At 32.4% G+C, this 21153-nt stretch carries 19 protein-coding genes; all 19 read left to right on the top strand.

What is annotated here, in order from left to right; genetic code table 11:
• The first annotated feature begins 89 nt into the window (after nucleotides 1–89).
• The 19 genes from ylqF to MHI13_RS07230 all read left to right on the top strand — a co-directional run bounded on the left by ylqF (nucleotide 90) and on the right by MHI13_RS07230 (nucleotide 20990).
• A complete protein-coding gene (gene ylqF, locus MHI13_RS07320; RefSeq protein ID WP_049379252.1) occupies nucleotides 90–974 on the top strand; it encodes a ribosome biogenesis GTPase YlqF in 885 nt (294 codons plus the stop codon).
• Nucleotides 958–1725, top strand: a complete 768-nt coding sequence (locus MHI13_RS07315) for a ribonuclease HII (RefSeq protein ID WP_049379251.1) — start codon at nucleotides 958–960, stop codon at nucleotides 1723–1725. Before ylqF ends, MHI13_RS07315 begins: the two co-directional genes overlap by 17 nt.
• 126 nt (nucleotides 1726–1851) lie before the next feature.
• Nucleotides 1852–3018, top strand: coding sequence for an ADP-forming succinate--CoA ligase subunit beta (gene sucC, locus MHI13_RS07310; protein ID WP_017174593.1), 1167 nt, complete (start codon nucleotides 1852–1854; stop codon nucleotides 3016–3018).
• Nucleotides 3019–3039: 21 nt separating this feature from the next.
• Nucleotides 3040–3945, top strand: a complete 906-nt coding sequence (gene sucD / locus MHI13_RS07305) for a succinate--CoA ligase subunit alpha (protein WP_037540990.1) — start codon at nucleotides 3040–3042, stop codon at nucleotides 3943–3945.
• A 257-nt stretch (nucleotides 3946–4202) separates the two neighbouring features.
• Nucleotides 4203–5075, top strand: coding sequence for a DNA-processing protein DprA (gene dprA, locus MHI13_RS07300; RefSeq protein WP_019835580.1), 873 nt, complete (start codon nucleotides 4203–4205; stop codon nucleotides 5073–5075).
• A gap of 138 nt (nucleotides 5076–5213) precedes the next feature.
• The gene (gene topA, locus MHI13_RS07295) at nucleotides 5214–7283 is read left to right on the top strand and encodes a type I DNA topoisomerase (RefSeq protein ID WP_017174596.1); all 2070 of its coding nucleotides are present in this window, start codon (nucleotides 5214–5216) and stop codon (nucleotides 7281–7283) included.
• 23 nt (nucleotides 7284–7306) lie between these two features.
• Complete coding sequence (trmFO, locus tag MHI13_RS07290) at nucleotides 7307–8614, top strand: FADH(2)-oxidizing methylenetetrahydrofolate--tRNA-(uracil(54)-C(5))-methyltransferase TrmFO (protein ID WP_002455420.1); 1308 nt, start codon at nucleotides 7307–7309, stop codon at nucleotides 8612–8614.
• A 137-nt stretch (nucleotides 8615–8751) separates the two neighbouring features.
• Entirely contained in the window at nucleotides 8752–9645 is an 894-nt protein-coding gene (xerC, locus tag MHI13_RS07285; protein WP_017174598.1) for a tyrosine recombinase XerC, read from the top strand.
• Nucleotides 9646–10191: an ATP-dependent protease subunit HslV gene (hslV, locus tag MHI13_RS07280; RefSeq protein WP_002448739.1), complete on the top strand. Its 546-nt coding sequence runs from the start codon at nucleotides 9646–9648 to the stop codon at nucleotides 10189–10191.
• Between the two features lie 66 nt (nucleotides 10192–10257).
• Entirely contained in the window at nucleotides 10258–11658 is a 1401-nt protein-coding gene (gene hslU, locus MHI13_RS07275) for an ATP-dependent protease ATPase subunit HslU (RefSeq protein ID WP_017174599.1), read from the top strand.
• A 21-nt stretch (nucleotides 11659–11679) separates the two neighbouring features.
• Complete coding sequence (gene codY, locus MHI13_RS07270) at nucleotides 11680–12456, top strand: GTP-sensing pleiotropic transcriptional regulator CodY (protein ID WP_017174600.1); 777 nt, start codon at nucleotides 11680–11682, stop codon at nucleotides 12454–12456.
• A 216-nt stretch (nucleotides 12457–12672) separates the two neighbouring features.
• The gene (rpsB, locus tag MHI13_RS07265; RefSeq protein WP_002448842.1) at nucleotides 12673–13461 is read left to right on the top strand and encodes a 30S ribosomal protein S2; all 789 of its coding nucleotides are present in this window, start codon (nucleotides 12673–12675) and stop codon (nucleotides 13459–13461) included.
• A 260-nt stretch (nucleotides 13462–13721) separates the two neighbouring features.
• A complete protein-coding gene (gene tsf / locus MHI13_RS07260) occupies nucleotides 13722–14600 on the top strand; it encodes a translation elongation factor Ts (RefSeq protein WP_017174601.1) in 879 nt (292 codons plus the stop codon).
• A gap of 138 nt (nucleotides 14601–14738) precedes the next feature.
• Nucleotides 14739–15461 carry a UMP kinase gene (gene pyrH / locus MHI13_RS07255; RefSeq protein ID WP_017174602.1) on the top strand — a complete coding sequence of 241 codons (723 nt, stop codon included), beginning with the start codon at nucleotides 14739–14741 and terminating at the stop codon, nucleotides 15459–15461.
• A gap of 16 nt (nucleotides 15462–15477) precedes the next feature.
• Complete coding sequence (gene frr, locus MHI13_RS07250) at nucleotides 15478–16032, top strand: ribosome recycling factor (protein ID WP_017174603.1); 555 nt, start codon at nucleotides 15478–15480, stop codon at nucleotides 16030–16032.
• 185 nt (nucleotides 16033–16217) lie between these two features.
• A complete protein-coding gene (locus MHI13_RS07245) occupies nucleotides 16218–16988 on the top strand; it encodes an isoprenyl transferase (protein WP_049420551.1) in 771 nt (256 codons plus the stop codon).
• A 3-nt stretch (nucleotides 16989–16991) separates the two neighbouring features.
• Nucleotides 16992–17774, top strand: coding sequence for a phosphatidate cytidylyltransferase (locus MHI13_RS07240; RefSeq protein ID WP_049382496.1), 783 nt, complete (start codon nucleotides 16992–16994; stop codon nucleotides 17772–17774).
• A gap of 212 nt (nucleotides 17775–17986) precedes the next feature.
• Nucleotides 17987–19273 carry an RIP metalloprotease RseP gene (gene rseP, locus MHI13_RS07235; RefSeq protein ID WP_054105460.1) on the top strand — a complete coding sequence of 429 codons (1287 nt, stop codon included), beginning with the start codon at nucleotides 17987–17989 and terminating at the stop codon, nucleotides 19271–19273.
• 16 nt (nucleotides 19274–19289) lie between these two features.
• On the top strand, nucleotides 19290–20990 hold the full coding sequence (locus MHI13_RS07230; RefSeq protein WP_054105461.1) for a proline--tRNA ligase: 1701 nt from the start codon (nucleotides 19290–19292) through the stop codon (nucleotides 20988–20990).
• Nucleotides 20991–21153 lie beyond the last annotated feature (163 nt).

The following is a 21153-nucleotide window of genomic DNA, read 5'->3' as shown; positions in this document are numbered from 1 at the left end:
ATAATAGAATTGATAATAGTAGTGAAGATTTTAAATATTGATTATAATCGAACAGTTGAAATAAATTTAATGAAAGTAGGGTGAATGTCATGGTGATTCAATGGTATCCAGGGCATATGGCAAAGGCCAAAAGAGAAGTGACAGAACAACTTAAGAAAGTAGATGTGGTATTTGAACTTGTTGACGCACGTATACCTTATAGTTCAAGAAATCCAATGATCGATGATGTCATTAAACAAAAACCACGCGTAGTTATTTTAAATAAAAAAGATATGTCGAATTTAAATGAAATGCAAAAGTGGGAACATTTCTTTACTGATAAAGGTTTTTATCCTGTAGCAGTTGATGCGAAACACGGCAAAAATTTAAAAGGTGTAGAAAATGCTGCAATTGAAGCGACTAAAGAAAAATTTGAGAAAGAAAAAGCGAAAGGACTTAAACCTAGAGCTATACGTGCCATGATTGTTGGTATACCTAATGTGGGGAAATCTACATTAATTAATAAGTTAGCTAAAAAAAATATTGCTCAAACAGGAAATAAGCCGGGAGTAACGAAACAACAACAATGGATTAAAGTAGGTAAAGCATTACAACTACTAGATACGCCAGGTATTTTATGGCCTAAATTTGAAGATGAAACTGTAGGTAAAAAACTAAGCCTTACTGGTGCCATTAAAGATAGTATCGTACACTTAGATGAAGTAGCAATATACGGTTTACAATTCTTAATTAAACATGATATTGAAGGATTGAAGAATCATTACAATATTGATGTAGAAACTGATGCAGAAATTTTAGAATGGTTTGATGCTATTGGACGTCGACGTGGGTTATTACAAAAAGGAAATGAAGTCGATTACGAGGCTGTCATCGAATTGATTATTAATGATGTGCGTAATGCTAAAATTGGAACTTATTGTTTTGATATTTATTCAGAAATGAAAGGGGACTTAGATTATGCCTCAAACAATTAAAGAGATTAAAGCATTATTAGACACAATTGATTCAATTGAAGCACTTGAACAACATGAATTAATGAGTGATACAAGAAAAGGGGTACAGCAAAATATAGTACGACGTCGTAAACAGCTTTTAAAAGATCAAGAAACACGAGAACATTATCAACAAATGAATAAATATGAAAATGAAATATTAAAGGACAATCCTAATGCTTTAATATGTGGAATTGATGAAGTAGGTCGTGGTCCACTTGCAGGGCCTGTTGTAGCTTGTGCAGTCATTTTAAATAAAGAACATCAATATTTAGGATTAGATGACTCGAAGAAAGTTTCAGCAACAAAGCGAAAAATACTTAACGAACAATTGAAAGAAGGCGTTTATGATTACGCTTACGGGATAGCAAGCGCTGAAGAAATTGATAAGTTCAATATTTACAACGCAACCAAATTAGCTATGGAACGTGCTATTAATCAATTAACACAACAACCTAATCATTTACTTATTGATGCTATGACATTGGATAATGCAATTCCTCAAACTTCTATTATTAAAGGAGATGCTAAAAGTGTTTCTATTGCTGCTGCTAGTATCATGGCAAAAGAATATAGGGATGGTTTAATGGCGGAAGTAGCACTGAAATATCCTGGTTATGATTTTGAAAAAAATGTAGGATATGGCACTAAATCACACCTTCAAGGATTAAAACAATTAGGCATAACGCCATATCATCGTAAAACGTTTGAGCCTGTTAAATCAATGATATAATTAAATAAAAATAAAATTATTTGAATTTAAAAACTATTGCAAAAAGTATAACACTTTCAGTTTACAAAAGCGCTTACATTTTCTATAATTAAAGTGAATTTAACCTAAGAAACAGGAGGATGGAAGATGAATATCCACGAGTATCAAGGTAAAGAAATATTTCGTGCTATGGGTGTAGCCGTTCCAGAAGGACGTGTAGCATTTACTGCTGAAGAAGCGGTGGAAAAGGCAAAAGAATTAAATTCAGATGTTTATGTAGTGAAAGCACAAATTCACGCTGGGGGTAGAGGTAAAGCAGGTGGAGTTAAAATTGCTAAATCACTGTCTGAAGTTGAAACTTATGCTAATGAATTATTAGGCAAGCAATTAGTAACGCATCAAACTGGACCTGAGGGTAAAGAAGTTAAACGCTTATATATCGAAGAAGGTTGTGATATTCAAAAAGAATATTATGTAGGCTTTGTCATTGATCGTGCTACTGATCGTATTACATTGATGGCTTCTGAAGAAGGTGGAACTGAAATTGAAGAAGTTGCAGCTAAAACACCAGAAAAAATCTTTAAAGAAACAATCGATCCAGTGATAGGATTATCACCTTTCCAAGCACGTCGTATTGCATTCAATATCAATATTCCAAAAGAATCTGTAAATAAAGCAGCAAAATTCTTACTTTCTTTATATAATGTTTTTGTTGAAAAAGATTGTTCTATTGTTGAAATTAATCCACTTGTAACAACGGGTGATGGTGATGTTTTGGCTTTAGATGCGAAATTAAATTTTGATGATAATGCATTATTTAGACATAAAGATATTTTAGAATTACGTGATTTAGAAGAAGAAGATCCAAAAGAAATTCAAGCATCTAAATATGATTTATCATATATTGCTTTAGATGGTGACATTGGTTGTATGGTTAATGGTGCCGGATTAGCCATGGCTACAATGGATACAATTAATCATTTCGGTGGTACTCCAGCTAACTTCCTAGACGTTGGTGGCGGTGCTACAAAAGAAAAAGTAACTGAAGCATTCAAAATCATCTTGGGGGATGATAATGTTAAAGGTATTTTTGTAAATATCTTCGGTGGAATTATGAAATGTGATGTGATTGCAGAAGGTATTGTAGCAGCAGTTAAAGAAGTCGAATTAACTTTACCTTTAGTTGTTCGTTTAGAAGGCACAAACGTTAAACGTGGTAAAGAGATTTTAAATGAATCTGGTCTAGCAATTGAACCAGCAGCAACAATGGCTGAAGGTGCACAACAAATTGTTAAACTTGTTAAAGAAGCGTAAGGAAAGGATGGGAACACTAAAATGGGTGTATTTATAGATAAGAATACTAAGGTAATGGTGCAAGGTATTACAGGGTCTACTGCCCTTTTCCATACAAAACAAATGCTTGATTATGGCACACAAATTGTCGCAGGGGTAACACCAGGTAAAGGTGGACAAGTTGTTGAAGGCGTGCCAGTGTATAATACAGTAGCTGAAGCTAAAAAAGAAACAGGTGCTAACGTATCAGTAGTTTACGTACCAGCACCATTTGCTGCAGATTCAATTTTAGAAGCAGCTGATGCAGAATTAGATATGGTGATCTGTATTACTGAACATATTCCAGTTGTTGATATGATTAAAGTGAAACGTTATTTAGAGGGTAGAAAAACACGTTTAGTTGGACCGAACTGTCCTGGTGTAATTACGGCAGATGAATGTAAAATTGGTATCATGCCAGGTTATATTCATAAAAAAGGGCATGTAGGTGTTGTTTCTCGTTCAGGTACTTTAACATATGAAGCAGTACATCAATTAACTGAAGAAGGTATTGGTCAAACCACAGCAGTAGGTATCGGTGGGGACCCAGTTAACGGTACAAACTTTATCGATGTACTTAAAGCATTTAATGAAGATGAAGAAACAAAAGCTGTTGTTATGATTGGCGAAATCGGTGGTACTGCTGAAGAAGAAGCAGCTGAATGGGTCAAAGCAAACATGACTAAACCAGTGGTTGGTTTTGTTGGTGGACAAACAGCACCTCCAGGAAAACGTATGGGCCATGCAGGTGCAATCATCTCAGGTGGTAAAGGAACTGCTGCAGAAAAAATTAAAACGCTTAATGAATGTGGTGTTAAAACAGCAGATACACCATCAGAAATTGGTACAACACTAATTGAAGCGGCAAAAGAAGCAGGCATTTATGAAGAACTATTAACAGTGAAGTAGCAATTATGTAATTAATAATTGAATTCAAACTGTCAACAATTACTGAAATTTGTTGGCAGTTTTTCTTATATATATCGTAGACTACAATATATTATAAATGACTGAACGCTCTATTTTTCACATGTTATGAAATCAAAAAGTATACATAATCTTTTAATATTATTACTCCTTACATTTATATATCAAATTTGTCTTATAAATGAAATTTTACTGTTAATGATTCACGGTATAATAAATTAAAAGGAGACATTTACTTCATGAATGATTTTATTTTATTAAAAATGAGATGGATAGGGTATACGACCCAACATATTCATCATTTACTCAATGTATTTCCAAAATTTTTCAATGTTAATGAACATGATCAATTTGAAATGATCAATGAATGGGAATCTCTATATTTAAAAAAGAAGCGTTTTACTCAATTAACAGAGATTTCTTACGATTATATTCAAACCCAACTTTCTAGATATCAGGTTAACTATGTTACTTCATTTTCTTCTCAATATCCTTCATTGCTTAAAACTATTTACGACTATCCTTTTATATTATTTTATCGTGGAAATATACATTTATTATCATCTACGTATACTTTAGGTGTTGTAGGTTCACGTGAGGCCACAAATTATTCTAAGTGTGCACTAGATTATCTATTTCCTCACTTTATAAATATTCCACTAACGATTGTATCCGGTTTAGCGAAAGGTGCTGATAGCATAGCTCATCAATTCGCATTAAAACATCATCTTCCAACTATTGCAGTTCTAGGTTTTGGTCATTTAAATCATTATCCAAAGGAAACACGAAAGTTACGCAATATAATTGAAGAAACTGGTTTAGTCATAAGTGAATATCCTCCTTTAACAAAAATAAACAAATATCAATTCCCTGAAAGAAATCGTCTGATAAGCGGGTTGTCTCGTGGTGTATTAATTACTGAAGCTAAAATTAAAAGTGGTAGTCAAATTACAATAGATTGTGCTTTAGATCAAAATAGAAATGTTTATGTACTGCCTGGATCGATGTTTAATCCTTTGACAAAAGGAAATTTATTACGTGCTCAAGAAGGTGCAATGATTGTTTCAGAAGCAGAAGATATATTATATGATTATCGCTTTTTAAACGATTAAATATATAAATAATTAATTGTGAAAATTCAAAGGATATTTCACAAAAAAATATCTATATTGGATTAAAATATTGACAAAAACAAAATTAACCGTTTATCATTTATCTTTAGTAATTGAAAAAGCAAGGGGGAATTCACTTTGGCAGATAATTTAGTCATCGTTGAGTCGCCTGCAAAAGCGAAAACCATTGAAAAATATTTAGGTAAACGATATAAAGTTATTGCTTCTATGGGACACGTACGAGATTTACCAAGAAGTCAAATGGGTGTAGACGTAGAAGATAACTATGAACCAAAATATATAACTATTCGAGGTAAAGGTCCTGTTGTTAAAGATTTAAAAAAATATGCGAAAAAAGCTAAAAAAGTTTTCTTAGCTAGTGACCCTGACCGCGAAGGTGAAGCGATTGCTTGGCATTTATCAAAAATTTTAGAACTTGAAGAATCAAAAGAAAACAGAGTTGTATTTAATGAAATCACTAAGGATGCAGTAAAAGAAAGTTTTAAACATCCTCGTGGTATTGAAATGAATTTAGTTGATGCACAACAAGCGCGTCGTATTTTAGATAGACTTGTAGGTTATAATATTTCTCCAGTACTATGGAAGAAAGTAAAAAAAGGATTGTCAGCTGGTCGAGTACAATCAGTTGCTTTAAGATTAGTCATTGATCGTGAAAATGAAATCCGTAATTTTAAACCAGAAGAATATTGGTCAATTGAAGGTGAATTTAGATATAAAAAATCAAAGTTCACTGCTAAATTCTTACATTATAAAAACAAACCGTACAAATTAAAAACAAAAAAAGATGTTGAAAAAATTACATCCGAATTAAATGGTGATGAATTTGAAATCACTAATGTAAATAAAAAAGAAAAAACGAGATACCCTGCAAATCCATTTACAACGTCTACGTTACAACAAGAAGCAGCACGTAAACTTAATTTTAAAGCACGTAAGACTATGATGTTAGCACAGCAATTATATGAAGGTATCGATTTGAAACGACAAGGTACAGTTGGATTAATCACATATATGAGAACAGATTCAACACGAATCTCACAAACTGCTAAAGATGAAGCAAAATCATATATTGAAGAGAAATATGGTACTGAGTATACTTCAAACCGTAAAACAAAAGGCAAACAAGGGGATCAAGATGCCCATGAAGCTATTCGTCCAACAAGTACATTACGTACACCAGATGAAATGAAAGCATATTTAACACGTGATCAACATCGCTTGTATAAATTAATTTGGGAACGTTTTGTAGCAAGTCAAATGGCTCCTGCAGTTTTAGATACTGTGGCTTTAGATGTAACACAAAATGACATTAAATTTAGAGCAAATGGACAAACAATCAAATTTAAAGGCTTTATGACATTATATGTTGAAGCAAAAGATGACAAAGATAATGATAAAGAAAATAAATTACCAAAATTAAATCAAGGTGACAAAGTAACTGCAACACAAATTGAACCGGCACAACATTTCACTCAACCACCTCCACGATACACAGAGGCACGATTAGTTAAAACATTAGAAGAATTAAAAATTGGTAGACCTTCAACATATGCTCCAACGATTGACACAATTCAAAAACGTAATTATGTTAAACTTGAAAGTAAACGTTTTGTACCAACTGAACTAGGAGAAATCGTGTATGAGCAAGTGAAGGATTACTTCCCAGAAATTATTGATGTTGAATTTACAGTTAATATGGAAACCTTGCTCGATAAAATTGCAGAAGGTGATATCGGTTGGAGAAAAGTTATCGATAATTTCTATGGTAGTTTTAAATTAGATGTTGCACGTGCAGAGGAAGAAATGGAAAAAGTTGAAATTAAAGATGAACCAGCCGGCGAAGATTGTGAAGTATGTGGAGCTCCTATGGTAATAAAAATGGGACGTTATGGTAAATTTATGGCGTGCTCGAATTTCCCAGATTGTCGAAATACAAAAGCTATTGTTAAAACTATTGGTGTCACTTGTCCAAAATGCAAAGATGGCGATGTAGTTGAGAGAAAATCTAAGAAAAATAGATTATTTTATGGTTGTTCGAATTATCCAGAGTGTGATTTTATTTCTTGGGATAAACCAATAGGAAGAGATTGTCCAAAATGTAATCATTACTTGATGCAACATAAAAAAGGACGTAGTTCTCAAGTGATTTGTTCTAATTGTGACTATAAAGAAGAAGTACAAAAATAGAGTTTTATTAAAGGAGAATGTATATGAGTCAAACTGTTAATGTTATAGGCGCAGGATTAGCTGGTTCAGAAGCAGCTTATCAATTAGCAGAACGTGGTATTAAAGTGAATTTAATCGAAATGCGTCCTGTTAAACAAACGCCTGCCCATCATACAGATAAATTTGCTGAGTTAGTATGTTCTAATTCACTACGTGGTAATGCATTAACAAATGGTGTAGGTGTGCTTAAAGAAGAAATGCGACGTTTAGATTCATTAATCATCGCAGCAGCTGATAAAGCTAGAGTTCCAGCTGGTGGTGCATTAGCAGTAGATAGACATGACTTTGCTGGTTATATTACAGATACATTGAAAAATCATCCTAATGTAACTGTTTTGAATAAAGAAATTCACAGTATTCCAGAAGGACATACAATCATTGCAACAGGCCCGTTAACAACTGAACATTTAGCTAAAGAAATTGTAGAAATTACAGGTAAAGATCAACTATATTTCTACGATGCAGCAGCTCCAATCATTGAAAAAGATTCAATTGATATGGATAAAGTCTATTTGAAATCACGCTATGATAAAGGTGAAGCAGCATATTTAAACTGCCCTATGACTGAAGAAGAATTCAATCGTTTTTATGATGCGGTATTAGAAGCTGAAGTTGCACCTGTAAATGAATTTGAAAAAGAAAAATATTTTGAAGGATGTATGCCATTTGAAGTGATGGCTGGTAGAGGTCGTAAAACATTACTATTTGGTCCAATGAAACCAGTAGGATTAGAAGACCCTAAAACTGGTAAACGTCCATATGCAGTAGTGCAATTACGTCAAGATGACGCGGCTGGTACGCTTTATAATATTGTCGGCTTTCAAACACATTTAAAATGGGGCGCTCAAAAAGAAGTCATTCAATTAATTCCAGGTTTAGAAAATGTTGATATTGTTAGATATGGTGTGATGCATAGAAATACCTTCATTAATTCACCTGATGTTTTAAATGAAAAATATGAATTAATTAATAATGATAGAATTCAATTTGCAGGACAAATGACAGGTGTGGAAGGATATGTTGAAAGTGCAGCAAGTGGACTTGTAGCAGGTATCAATTTAGCGCATAAGTTACTTGGAAAAGGAGAAGTGATTTTTCCAAGAGAAACAATGATAGGCAGTATGGCTTATTATATTTCTCATGCTAAAAATGAAAAAAACTTCCAACCAATGAATGCTAACTTTGGTTTATTGCCGTCACTTGATCGCCGCATTAAAGATAAAAAAGAACGTTATGAAGCACAAGCATATCGTGCACTAGACTATTTAGAAAATTTCAAAAAAACGTTATAGATTTAAATTATAATAAAATATTTTGAAGGAATTTTTAAATTATTCACAAATTCTCAAAAGATTTTGAATTCTATAGCTAATTATTTTAGTCCCCCTCAGTTTATATGCTACAATGCATATGATGGAGGGGATTTTTAGTGGAAGAAATCCAAAAGAAATTTTTGAATATGCTTAAAGTTGAAAGAAATTTCTCCGACCATACATTAAAAGCGTATCATGACGATTTAGCTCAATTTAATCAGTTTTTAGAACAAGAACTGTTAAATTTAAGAACGTTTGAATATAAAGATGCAAGAAATTATCTAAGTTATTTATATTCCAATAATTTGAAACGTACTACTGTATCAAGAAAAATATCAACATTAAGAACATTTTATGAGTTCTGGATGACTCAAGATACATCTGTAAATAATCCTTTTATACAACTTGTACATCCTAAGAAAGAGCAATATCTTCCTCAATTTTTTTATGAAGAAGAAATGGAAGCATTATTTAATACTGTTTCAAACGATGCAAAAAAAGGATTAAGAGATAGAGTAGTAATTGAATTATTATATGCAACAGGCATTCGTGTTTCAGAACTTGTGAATATAAAGGTTATGGATTTAGATATGAATCTTCCAGGGGTAAAGGTATTGGGTAAGGGAAATAAAGAACGATTTGTGCCTTTTGGAGAGTTTTGTAGACAAAGTATTGAACAATATTTAGAAAAATTCAAACCACTTAAAGGTAAAAGTCATCCTTATTTAATTGTTAATATGAAAGGTGATCCTATTACTGAGAGAGGTATTAGATATCTTCTCAATGATGTAGTTAAACGTACAGCGGGGGTAACTGAAATCCACCCTCATAAATTAAGACATACATTTGCTACACATTTATTGAATCAAGGTGCAGACCTAAGAACAGTTCAATCTTTATTAGGACACGTTAACCTTTCTACAACTGGTAAGTATACACATGTATCTAATCAACAATTGCGCAAAGTGTATTTAAATGCACATCCTCGAGCAAAAAAGGAGAGTAAATAAATGAGTAAGACATCATTACATGCTACAACGATATATGCTGTAAGACACAATGGAGAAGCGGCAATGGCTGGAGACGGTCAAGTTACACTTGGTGAACAAGTAATTATGAAGCAAACAGCTAGAAAAGTAAGACGCTTATACGAAGGTAAAGTGTTAGCAGGATTTGCAGGAAGCGTAGCCGATGCATTTACATTATTTGAAAAATTTGAAACTAAATTACAACAATTTAGCGGTAATTTAGAACGCGCTGCTGTAGAACTTGCTCAAGAATGGCGTGGAGATAAGCAATTACGTCAACTGGAAGCCATGCTTATCGTAATGGATAAAGATGGTATTTTAGTGGTAAGTGGTACAGGTGAAGTCATTGCGCCTGACGATGATTTAATCGCTATTGGTTCAGGAGGAAACTATGCATTAAGTGCAGGAAGAGCACTTAAACGTCATGCTTCACATATGACTGCTAAAGAAATGGCATATGAAAGCTTAAAAGTGGCTTCAGATATTTGTGTATTTACAAATGATAATATTATTGTTGAGACTTTATAAATAACATATATAAACAAAACGGAAATGAATTGATATGGACATACATTAAGGTGGAGGTAATAGTAAATGGATGCAAACGGTATAAAATTAACACCTAAAGATATCGTATCTAAATTGGACGAATATATTGTAGGTCAAGAAGATGCAAAACGTAAAGTAGCAATCGCGTTAAGAAATAGATACAGAAGAAGTCTTCTTGATGAAGAAACTAAGCAAGAAATTGCACCCAAAAATATTTTAATGATTGGCCCAACTGGTGTAGGTAAAACAGAAATTGCACGCCGTATGGCAAAAGTCGTAGGTGCACCATTCATTAAAGTAGAAGCTACAAAATTCACTGAAGTTGGATATGTTGGACGTGATGTAGAAAGTATGGTTAGAGACTTGGTGGACGTGTCTGTAAGACTCGTAAAAGAGCAAAAGAAATCATTAGTTGAAGATGAAGCAACACAAAAAGCTAATGAAAAATTAGTAAAATTACTTGTTCCTAGTATGAAGAAAAAAGCAGCTCAAAATAATAATCCACTTGAATCTCTTTTAGGTGGTGCTATTCCTAATTTTAATCAGAATGACGAGGAAGAAGAAGCCCCTACAGAAGAAATCAAAACAAAACGGTCAGAAATAAGACAACAACTTTTAGCAGGTAAGCTAGAAGAAGAAAAAGTTAGAATCAAAGTTGAACAAGACCCTGGCGCATTAGGAATGTTAGGCACGAGTCAAAATCAACAAATGCAAGATATGATGAATCAATTGATGCCTAAACGAAAAGTAGAAAGAGAAGTACCAGTAAAAACAGCACGTAAAATTCTTACTGATGATTTTGCAGATGAATTAATTGATCAAGAAACTGCTAATCAAGAAGCTTTAGAATTAGCAGAACAAATGGGAATTATCTTTATCGATGAGATTGATAAAGTCGCTACAAACAATTCCAATAGTGGTCAAGATGTATCAAGACAAGGTGTTCAAAGAGATATATTACCAATCCTTGAAGGTAGCATGATTCAAACTAAGTATGGTACTGTAAATACTGAGCACATGCTATTTATTGGTGCTGGCGCTTTCCATGTTTCTAAACCAAGTGACTTGATTCCTGAGTTACAAGGGCGTTTTCCAATTCGAGTTGAACTTGAAAGCTTAACAGTCAATGATTTCTATAGAATATTGACTGAACCTAAGTTATCTCTTATAAAGCAGTATGAAGCACTGTTAAAAACTGAAGAAGTTACGGTCAACTTCTCTGATGAAGCGATAACACGATTAGCTGAAATGGCATATCAAGTGAATCAAGATACAGACAATATTGGTGCACGTCGATTACACACTATTTTAGAAAAAATGTTAGAAGATTTATCTTTTGAAGCACCAAATATGCCAAATGCAGTAGTAGATATAACACCACAGTATGTTGATGATAAGTTGAAATCTATTTCAACAAACAAAGATTTAAGTGCATTTATTTTATAATATAAATAAAGGAGAAATTTTATGAGCTTATTATCTAAAACTAGAGAATTAAATACATTATTACAAAAACATAAAGGCATTGCGGTAGACTTTAAAGATGTTGCTCAGACTATTAGTAATGTAACTGTTACAAATGTCTTCATCGTTTCTCGTAGAGGTAAAATTTTAGGTTCAAGTTTAAATGAACTTTTAAAGAGTGAACGAATTAGTAATATGTTGACTGAAAGTAAACATATTCCAAGTGAATACACTGAACTACTTATGCAAGTTCAACAAACTGAAGCGAATATTGATATTGATTCAGACTTGACAGTATTCCCTCCAGAACACAGAGATGTATTTATTAATAGTAGAACAACCATCTTCCCGATTTTAGGGGGAGGCGAACGCTTAGGTACACTGATTCTAGGAAGAGTTAAAGATGACTTTAATGAAAATGATTTAGTGCTTGGCGAATACGCTGCAACTGTTATTGGTATGGAAATTTTACGTGAGAAACATAATGAAGTTGAGAAAGAAGCACGTGATAAAGCTGCTATTACAATGGCAATCAATTCATTATCTTATTCTGAAAAAGAAGCGATTGAACATATTTTTGAGGAACTTGGTGGTAATGAAGGTCTATTAATTGCATCTAAAGTAGCAGATAGAGTAGGTATTACACGTTCTGTAATTGTAAATGCGTTACGTAAATTAGAAAGTGCTGGTGTAATAGAATCACGATCGCTTGGCATGAAAGGTACATTTATTAAAGTTAAAAAAGAAAAATTCTTAGATGAACTTAATCGAAGTGAATAAATATTTTTTAAAACTACTATCTATTAAAATTAAGATAGTAGTTTTTTATTTTACACAGTTAAAAAATGTTGCGTAATGATTCTAGATATGATATTATTATTGACGGCTATAAAGCCAATACACACGTAGTGAATGTAAATATAAAGGGTGCAGTCTTAAGTATTGTCTTTATATTAGTTTACTATGGAGGTAATTAACCAATAGGAGGAATTTAACATGGCAGTAATTTCAATGAAACAATTACTAGAAGCCGGTGTTCACTTCGGTCACCAAACACGCCGTTGGAACCCAAAAATGAAAAAATATATCTTTACTGAAAGAAATGGTATTTATATCATTGACTTACAAAAAACAGTAAAAAAAGTTGAAGAAGCTTATAACTTCTTAAAACAAGTATCTGAAGATGGCGGTAAAGTCTTATTCGTAGGTACTAAAAAACAAGCACAAGAATCAGTTAAAGCTGAAGCAGAACGTGCTGGTCAATTCTACGTTAACCAAAGATGGTTAGGTGGAATCTTAACTAATTATAAAACAATCTCAAAACGTATTAAACGTATTTCTGAAATTGAAAAAATGGAAGAAGACGGTTTATTTGACGTTTTACCTAAAAAAGAAGTTGTTGAACTTAAAAAAGAATATGACCGTTTAATCAAATTCTTAGGCGGTATTCGTGATATGAAATCTATGCCTCAAGCATTATTCGTAGTTGACCCTCGTAAAGAGCGCAATGCGATTGCTGAAGCACGTAAATTAAATATCCCTATCGTTGGTATCGTTGACACTAACTGTGATCCTGATGAAATCGACTATGTTATCCCAGCGAATGATGATGCTATTCGTGCCGTTAAATTATTAACTGGTAAAATGGCTGACGCTGTCTTAGAAGGTCAACAAGGTATTTCAAACGATGAAGTAGCTGCAGAACAAAACATCGATTTAGATGAAAGTGAAGAAACTCAAAAAGCAGAATCAACTGAAGAAAATACTACTGTTGAATCAAACTAAGATATAGTTTAAATGGGTGATAAGATGTAATGCTTATCGCCCTTTTTTTAAAATATTTATTTAAAATGGATAGTAAATTGGGTATAAATATAAAAGATAAATATTCAATTATACTTTTAAATCAGATTTTATTTTTAAAATAACCTTAATTTAAAAAATTATTAATAAATCGTAATAGAGTATTGGAAATAATAGTACCTTTAATGGTAATATTTAAATATCATCTATTATTACAATTAGACATATTGGAGGAATAATTAATGGCAATTTCAGCAAAACTTGTTAAAGAATTACGTGAAAGAACTGGCGCAGGTATGATGGATTGTAAAAAAGCGCTAACTGAAACTGATGGAGATATCGATAAAGCAATCGACTACTTACGTGAAAAAGGTATTGCTAAAGCAGCTAAAAAAGCTGATCGAATCGCTGCTGAAGGTTTAGTACATGTAGAAGTAAAAGGTAATGAAGCAGCAATCGTTGAAATTAACTCTGAAACTGATTTCGTTGCTCGAAACGAAGGATTCCAAGAATTAGTTAAAGAAATTGCTAATCAAATCCTTGAAAGTAAAGCTGAAACAGTAGAAGCTTTATTAGAAACTAAATTAGCAAGTGGTCAAACAGTTGATGAAAGAATGAAAGAGGCTATCTCAACAATCGGTGAAAAATTAAGCATCCGTCGTTTTGCTATTAGAACTAAATCTGATAACGATGCTTTTGGTGCATACTTACACATGGGTGGACGTATCGGTGTATTGACTGTTGTTGAAGGTTCTACTGATGAAGAAGCAGCTAAAGATGTAGCAATGCACATCGCTGCAATTAATCCTAAATATGTTTCTTCAGACCAAGTAAGTGACGAAGAAATTAATCACGAAAGAGAAGTATTAAAACAACAAGCATTAAATGAAGGTAAACCTGAAAATATCGTTGAAAAAATGGTTGAAGGTCGTTTACGTAAATATCTTCAAGAAATTTGTGCTGTTGACCAAAACTTCGTTAAAGACCCAGATCAAACAGTTGAAGCTTTCTTAAAATCTAAAGGCGGTAAATTAGCTGACTTCGTACGTTATGAAGTAGGCGAAGGTATGGAAAAACGCGAAGAAAACTTTGCTGATGAAGTTAAAGGTCAAATGAAATAATTTGTTCACATTATTCTAACAAGAAAGAAGACACCTTTAAGGAATTCTATATAATAAAATTCTTTTATTATAGAAGACCATTAGTGTCTTCTTTACTTGTATATATTACATATCATTAATCATAGAGAGGAAAAAATAATGGCGCAGACTTCTAAATATAAACGTGTAGTACTGAAACTTAGTGGTGAAGCACTTGCAGGTGAAAAAGGTTTTGGTATCAATCCTATCATCATTAAAAGTGTAGCAAAACAAGTCGCTGAAGTAGCTAAAATGGATTGTGAAATAGCGGTTATCGTTGGTGGCGGTAATATTTGGAGAGGTAAAACAGGTAGCGATTTAGGCATGGACCGTGGTACAGCTGATTATATGGGCATGCTTGCTACTGTAATGAATGCATTGGCATTACAAGATAGTTTAGAGCAATTAGATTGTGATACACGAGTATTAACTTCAATTGAAATGAAACAGGTTGCTGAGCCTTATATTCGTCGTCGCGCAATTAGACATTTAGAGAAAAAACGCGTAGTTATTTTTGCAGCTGGTATTGGTAATCCATACTTCTCTACTGACACAACTGCAGCACTACGTGCAGCTGAAGTAGAGGCCGATGTCATTTTAATGGGTAAAAATAATGTTGATGGTGTGTATTCTGCCGATCCAAAAATTGATAAAAATGCTGTAAAATATGATCATCTAACACATATTCAAATGTTACAAGAAGGCCTACAAGTTATGGATTCAACTGCTTCTTCATTCTGTATGGATAATAACATTCCATTAAATGTATTCTCTATTATGGAAGAAGGCAATATTAAACGTGCCGTTATGGGCGAAAAAATTGGTACATTAATTACTAAATAATTAGAGGTGTAAATGTATGAGTGAGATAATTCAAGATACAAAATCTAGAATGAAAAAATCAATTGAAAATTTATCACGTGAATTAGCTAATATTAGTGCGGGTAGAGCGAATTCTAATTTATTAAACGGAGTAAATGTTGATTATTATGGTGCGCCAACACCAGTTCAACAGTTAGCGAGTATAAACGTGCCTGAAGCACGCTTACTTGTCATTTCTCCATATGATAAATCATCTGTAGCTGATATTGAAAAAGCGATTATTGCTGCTAACCTAGGTGTGAACCCTACTAGTGACGGTGAAGTTATTCGTATCACTGTTCCTGCTTTAACTGAAGAACGCCGTAAAGAATTAGTTAAAAATGTTAAAAAAATCGGTGAAGATTCAAAAGTTTCAATCCGTAATATTCGTCGTGATATCAATGATCAATTGAAAAAAGACGAAAAAAATGGAGACATTACTGAAGATGATTTAAGAAGCCAAACAGAAGATGTTCAAAAAGTAACAGACAATTCAATTAAAGAAATTGATAATTTAGTTGATGAAAAAGAAAAAGATATTATGTCTGTTTAATATTTCATCATATTCTTCTATGACAAGATTATAAATTGTTTTAGTCTAAACTGTGCCAAGTCAGACTTTGGTACAGTTTTTTAATTTGCTTATTCAATGCCATTATTTAGTATGATAAAATGATAGATGATTTCTTAAATAACCTATATAATATAACAGAAATGATCAGGCTCGGAGGAAAGACCATGTTTAGAAAGCTAATAAAAAGAAATAAGACTAAAATCAATCAAAATGATGATTTAGATATACATAATTTACCTGAACATATAGCAATTATCATGGACGGAAATGGTCGTTGGGCAAAAAAGCGTAAAATGCCTAGAATTAAAGGTCACTATGAAGGTATGCAAACCATAAAAAAAGTGACACGTGAAGCAAGTCATTTAGGTATTAAATATTTAACTTTATACGCTTTTTCAACGGAAAATTGGTCAAGACCTGAAAGTGAAGTTAATTATATCATGAATTTACCTGTGAATTTTTTAAAAACATTTCTACCAGAACTTGTAGAGAAAAATGTTAAGATAGAAACTATTGGTTTTTTAGATGCAATACCCCAATCAACAATTGAGGCGATTAATTATGCTAAAGAAAAAACCAAAAATAATACAGGATTGAAATTAGTATTTGCCATTAATTATGGTGGACGAGCTGAACTTGTTCAAAGTATGAAATCAATTTATGATGAACTTCAACGTAATGGTCAAAACAGTGATGATATTGATGAATTGATGATTTCCAAACATTTAATGACCCATCCATATCCAGATCCAGATTTATTAATACGTACATCTGGAGAACAACGCCTTAGTAACTTCTTAATTTGGCAGGCTTCGTATAGTGAATTTATTTTTAATGAGAAGTTATGGCCAGACTTTGATGGTGAAGAATTAAAACAATGTATAAAAATATATCAATCTCGCCAAAGACGTTTTGGAGGATTAAGTGAGGAGTAATTTATGAAAGTAAGAACATTGACCGCGATTATAGCATTGCTTATTTTTCTACCTATATTATTAAAAGGTGGAACTATTTTAATGCTTTTTGCTTATTTGCTGGCGCTCATTGCTTTAAAAGAATTGTTAAATATGAATATGATTAAATTTTTATCAATTCCAGGTATTTTCAGTGCTATAGCGCTTATTATTATTATGCTTCCTCAGTCTTCCGGAGATTGGGTGAGTGATGTTCAATTAAAAAGTTTAATTGCAATGAGCTTCATACTATTAAGTTATACTGTACTTTCGAAAAACAGATTTAGCTTTATGGACGCTGCATTTTGTTTAATGTCTGTAGCATACGTTGGAATAGGATTTATGTATTTTTATGCTACACGTTCTTATGGTTTACATTATATACTTTTTGCATTTTTAATCGTATGGTTAACAGATACTGGCGCATATATATTTGGACGATTAATGGGAAAACACAAACTATGGCCAGTTATTAGTCCAAACAAAACGATTGAAGGTTTTATTGGAGGACTCATTTGTAGTTTAATTGTTCCACTTGTAATGATGTTTTTTGTAGATTTTCATCTAAATATTTGGCTGTTATTATTAATTACAATTATTTTAAGTGTATTTGGTCAATTAGGTGACTTAGTAGAATCTGGTTTTAAACGTCATTTTGGTGTTAAAGATTCAGGCAGAATCTTGCCAGGACATGGCGGTATTTTAGATAGATTTGATAGCTTTATGTTTGTTTTACCACTGTTAAACATTCTATTACTACAAATGTAATAAAAAATTAACGTTTTATTTATTTATGAAAAGCATATAATGATATAATTGAGGAGTTATTGAGTTCACATTTGATTAATATTATACAATCGTGTACTTTATAGCTCTTTTTTTAAAACTGTTTTTTTATACTAGAAATTATTATAAAATTTAAAATCTAAAATCTTATAATCTAGATAATTTAAATATTAAAATTAATTGAGGTGTTGTAAGTGAGTTATTTAATCACAATCGTCTCATTTATTATCGTATTTGGTGTACTCGTTACAGTACATGAATATGGACATATGTTTTTTGCAAAACGTGCAGGTATTATGTGTCCAGAATTTGCGATTGGAATGGGACCCAAAATTTTCAGTTTCCGTAAAGATGAAACGTTATATACAATACGTTTACTTCCAGTTGGTGGATATGTAAGAATGGCAGGAGATGGATTAGAAGAACCACCCGTTCAGCCAGGAATGAATGTTAAAATAAAACTAAATGAACAAGATGAAATTACACATATTATTTTAGATGATCAACATAAATTCCAAAAAATTGAAGCGATTGAAGTTAAACGATGTGATTTTAAAGATGATTTATATATTGAAGGTATTACAGCATATGATAATGAAAGACATCATTTTAATATTGCTAAAAAAGCTTACTTTGTTGAAAATGGTAGTTTAATTCAAATTGCACCAAGGCATCGTCAATTTACACATAAAAAACCATTACCTAAGTTTTTAACTTTATTTGCGGGCCCATTATTTAACTTTATTTTAGCTCTCGTACTATTTATTGGCTTAGCTTATTATCAAGGTACGCCTACCCCTACAGTAAAACAATTAGCAGACCATTATCCAGCACAAGAAGCTGGATTAAAACCTGGAGATAAAATTGTTCAAGTTGGACACTATAAAATTAACGATTTTAGCGATATTCAAAGTGCACTTAATAAAACGAAAGACCATCAAACAACAATTAAAATTGTACGAGATGGTCACACCAAATCACTAGATGTTACACCTAAAAAACAAGTGATTAAACAGACAAAATTAAATTCTAAAACTTCTTATGTATTAGGTTTTCAACCTGCGAATGAACATTCACTATTTAAGCCATTAGCATTAGGCGTACAACAATTTTTTGATGCAAGTGTACTTATTTTTAAAGCAGTTGGAACAATGATTGGAAGTATTTTTACAGGTGGCTTTACTTTTGACATGTTAAATGGTCCAGTGGGTATTTATCACAATGTAGATTCTGTAGTAAAACAAGGTATTATTGCATTAACATACTATACGGCATTGTTGAGTGTTAACTTAGGGATTATGAACTTATTACCTATTCCAGCTTTAGATGGTGGTAGAATTTTATTTGTTATTTATGAAGCAATATTTAGAAGACCAGTAAATAAAAGAGCTGAAACTGCAATTATTGCTGTTGGAGCTATATTTGTAGTGATTATTATGGTCTTAGTCACTTGGAATGATATACAACGTTATTTCTTATAATTTAGGAGGATAAAAAATGAAACAATCGAAAGTCTTTATACCAACAATGAGAGAAGTCCCTTCTGAAGCTGAGGCTTTAAGTCATCAGTTGTTATTAAAAGCAGGTTTAATTAAACAAAGCACAAGTGGTATTTATAGTTATTTACCCTTAGCAACACGTGTACTAAATCATATTTCTAAAATCATTCGTGAAGAAATGGAAAATATTGATGCAGTTGAGATTTTAATGCCAGCATTGCAGCAAGCAGAACTTTGGGAAGAGTCGGGACGTTGGGGCGCTTATGGTCCTGAATTAATGCGATTAAAAGACCGTAATGGAAGAGAATTTGCTTTAGGACCTACTCACGAAGAAGTAGTGACTTCTATCGTTAGAGACGAATTAAAGTCTTATAAACAATTACCATTAATATTATTCCAAATTCAATCTAAGTTCCGTGATGAAAAACGTCCACGTTTTGGTTTATTACGTGGAAGAGAGTTCATCATGAAAGATGCTTATTCTTTCCATGCTGATGAAGCATCATTAGATCAAACATATCAAGAGATGTACAATGCTTATAGTCGTATTTTTAAACGTGTTGGAATTAATGCGCGTCCAGTAGTAGCTGATTCAGGTGCTATTGGCGGTAATCATACACATGAATTTATGGCTTTAAGTGAAATTGGTGAAGATACGATTGTGTATAGTGAAAATAGTGATTATGCAGCAAATATTGAAAAAGCTGAAGTTAAGTATTATCCAAATGAGAAACATACAGACATTAAATCACTAGAAAAAATAGAAACGCCAAATATTAAAACAGCTCAAGAATTGGCTGACTTTTTAAATCGTCCAATTGATGAAATTGTAAAAACAATGATTTTCAAAGTGGATGGAGAATTCATGATGTTCTTAGTAAGAGGCCATCACGAGCTCAATGATGTGAAGGTGAAAGCATACTTTGAAACTGATAATGTGGAAATGGCGACTCAAGATGAAATTGTAAATTTACTTGGAGCAAATCCTGGTTCATTAGGACCTATTCATAATAAAGACATTAAAATTATTGCTGATAATTTTGTTAAAGATTTAAATAACATAGTGGTAGGTGCTAATGAAGATGGCTATCACTATATTAATGCAAATGTTGAGCGTGATTTTAATATCGATGAATACGGAGACTTTAGATTTATTTTAGAAGGTGAACCGTTAAGTGATGGTTCTGGAAATGCAAATTTTGCAGAAGGTATTGAAGTTGGACAAGTATTTAAACTGGGAACGAAATATTCTGAAGCAATGAATGCTAAATTTTTAGATAATCAAGGTAAAGCGCAACCTTTAATTATGGGTTGCTATGGTATCGGAGTGTCTAGAACATTAAGTGCGATTGTTGAGCAAAATAATGATGAAAATGGTATTATTTGGCCAAAGTCAGTCACTCCATTTGATTTACATTTAATTACAATCAATCCTAAAAAAGAAGAACAACTTGAATTAGGAGATAAATTATACTCAGAATTACAATCTAAATATGATGTACTTTATGATGATCGTAAAGAGCGTGCAGGCGTTAAATTTAATGACGCTGATTTAATTGGTTTACCGATAAGAATTGTTGTAGGTAAAAATGCAAGTGAAGGTATTGTTGAAGTTAAAGTGCGTCAAACGGGTGAAAGTGAAGAAGTTCATGTTAATGAATTAGACAATCACATTGCTTCACTCTATGAAAAACTATAGGTGCACATGAATAAAAATGGTTGGAACATTTTGTTGTTTCCAACCTCTTTTATTGTTTTTATTAGTTAAACTGTAATCATGAAAAATAAATGTGAAAGTAGTATAATATAAATCAAGTTTTTTAAAGTAAATGATAAGTTCGAAATAAGGTGGTTATTCTTTG

This window comes from Staphylococcus sp. FSL K6-0223, assembly GCF_038008285.1.
The sequence above is the reverse complement of the archived record's forward strand: the minus strand, read 5'-3'. Positions and strand labels throughout refer to the sequence as shown.